Source organism: Rhodopseudomonas sp. BR0C11, from assembly GCF_010820945.1.
Classification (GTDB): domain Bacteria; phylum Pseudomonadota; class Alphaproteobacteria; order Rhizobiales; family Xanthobacteraceae; genus Rhodopseudomonas; species Rhodopseudomonas palustris_H.
In genome coordinates this window covers 1-2,572 of sequence record NZ_QTKI01000545.1, presented here as the reverse complement: position 1 = coordinate 2,572, position 2,572 = coordinate 1, and the positions used below count along the sequence as shown (strand labels likewise).

At 67.9% G+C, this 2,572-nt stretch carries 2 protein-coding genes; one reads left to right on the top strand and one right to left on the bottom strand.

Annotated elements, in window-relative coordinates:
* On the bottom strand, positions 1–1,111 hold a 1,111-nt coding region (locus DYI24_RS24860; RefSeq protein ID WP_164574225.1), incomplete at its 3' end, for a hypothetical protein.
* 205 nt (positions 1,112–1,316) lie between these two features.
* Between DYI24_RS24860 and radA the strand changes: the two genes are divergently transcribed.
* Positions 1,317–2,572 (top strand): DNA repair protein RadA (gene radA, locus DYI24_RS24855; RefSeq protein WP_164574224.1); only part of this gene is annotated, 1,256 nt, incomplete at its 3' end.

Sequence of the window (2,572 nt, the reverse complement as noted above, 5' to 3'; positions counted from 1 at the left end):
GGCGATGGGCGTACCAGTCCTGCGCCACATAGGCCGGGCGCCCGGCAATCAATCCGATCCCCAGCGCCGTCACCGCCGCGGCCCGCCGCGGCGATAGCTGCGGCAGCATGCCGGCGAACAGCAGCACGGCCGCCATCACCGCGAGGCGGATGTCGAGAAAGCTGCCGCCTTTGTACATCGCCGGCACGATGACAAAGCCCGCCGCCAGCACCAGCAGAGTCAGCGGCAACGCCGGCGCCACCCGCGCGCCGCGGATCGCCAGCCCCAGCGTGATCAACAACGCAGCGACGCTGAGCATCGTCACGACTTCGCTGGTCGTCATCACCGGGGCAAACAGATCCCATAGCTTGGCGAGGCCGCGCCATGGCCCGACGCCGGCGCCGGCTTCGGAGAGCGGGCTCGCCAGATACAGCGCAACCGCGGGAGCGAGCGCGAGCGCCAGCAGCAGTGCCGAGACGGCAGTCTCGCGGAACACCGGCGCGCGGTCCCACCGGGCGCGCACGATCCGCGCCATCTCTTCGCTGCCGATCAGAAGCGCGAACAGTGCGACACCGAAGATGTGCGAGAAGAACGTCAAAGCGGCGAATGCAGCGCCGATCACCACGGCCGCCGCGTTGCGGTTACGCCGGCGCAGCGCGATCCAGGCGGCCGCGCCGATCAGCGCGAGGCCGAGCGACAGCAGGAAGTTCATGAAGCCGAGAAAGAACACCGCATTGTAGGCGACGACGCCGGAGGCGAGCGACCAATACGAGAACCGGCCGAACACCACGCGGTGATACACGATGGCACCGATCACCGGCATCAGCAGGCTGAGCGCCAGCAGGATGCGGCCGCCGACGTGAACGCTCGACACTTTCAGCAGCGCCGCGCCGATCACGTCCATGCCGAGATTGGGCAGGATCCGCCAATGCGGCGCGTACACCTGCGACAGGAATGGATCGTCCGGATGCGCCAGCACGAAGTAGCGCGCCAGATGATTGGGATAGTCGAGCACCGGCGGCACATCGACCATCAGCAACGGCACCAGCAGCACCGCGAGAAGCGCAGCCGCCGCGGCCCACCAGCCAAGCGTCGGTCCGCCGCCCGGCGCGGCATCGGCAGCCTTGATCATCACGCGCAGTCCCTCGCCCCGTCTCTGTTCGCGGCGGATCATCGCGGCCGCGGGTTAGCACCAGGTCAATGCAACCTGTGAAAGGTGGCTGGCGATCGGCTTCAATCGGGCGCGGCGACTTGCATCTGGAACAAAAAGCGAACATATTCGGCCATCGCCGGGCCGTCTTGGTGTCGGGCGCTTTCTTCCCATCCACGTGGACGCCATGGCCAAAGCTTCCTCTTCCTTCGTCTGTCAGAACTGCGGCGCGGCGTTCAATCGCTGGCAGGGCAAGTGCGAGGCTTGCGGCGAGTGGAATACCCTGGTCGAGGAAGCCGGTGACAACGCGGTGCCGGTGTCGATCCGCGCCAAGCGACGCGGCCGGACCTTCAAACTGGAATCGCTGGCCGGCAAGAGCAACGACGCCCCTCGCCTGCCCTCCGGCATGGCTGAGCTCGACCGTGTCACCGGCGGCGGCTTCGTGCGCGGCTCGGTGCTGCTGGTCGGCGGCGATCCGGGCATCGGCAAATCGACCCTGCTGACGCAGGCGACCAGCCTGATGGCCAAGGCCGGTCACCGCACCGTTTACATCTCCGGCGAAGAAGCGATCGCCCAGGTGCGGCTGCGCGCCGAACGGCTCGGGCTTGCCTCAGCCCCGGTCGAACTTGCCGCCGAAACCTCGGTCGAGGACATCATCGCGACGCTGTCCGAAGGCGCGACGCCAAAGCTGATCGTGATCGACTCGATCCAGACGATGTGGACCGACACGGTGGAGTCCGCGCCCGGCACGGTGACCCAGGTCCGCGCCTCGGCGCAGGCGCTGATCCGCTTCGCCAAGAAGACCGGCGCGGCGATCATCCTGGTCGGCCACGTCACCAAGGATGGCCAGATCGCCGGCCCCCGCGTGGTCGAGCACATGGTCGACGCGGTTCTGTCGTTCGAAGGCGAAGGCTCGCAGCAGTTCCGCATCCTGCGCTCGGTCAAGAATCGCTTCGGCCCGACCGACGAGATCGGCGTGTTCGAAATGACCGGCCTAGGCCTGCGCGAAGTCAGCAACCCATCGGAGCTATTTCTGTCCGAGCGGGACCTCGGCTCGCCGGGCACCGCGGTGTTTGCCGGCATCGAAGGCACACGGCCGGTGCTGGTGGAATTACAGGCACTGGTGGCCCCCTCGACGCTCGGCACGCCGCGGCGCGCGGTGGTCGGATGGGATTCGGCACGGCTATCGATGGTGCTCGCGGTGCTCGAGGCGCATTGCGGCGTCAAGCTGAGCGGTTACGACGTCTATTTCAACGTCGCCGGCGGCCTGCGCATCAACGAGCCCGCCGCCGACCTCGCCGCCGCCGCGGCGCTGGTGTCGTCGCTGGCGAACGCGCCGCTGCCGACCGATGCGGTGTATTTCGGCGAGATTTCGCTGTCCGGCGCGGTGCGCCCGGTGGCGCAGACGCCGGCGCGGCTGAAAGAGGCCGCCAAACTCGGCTT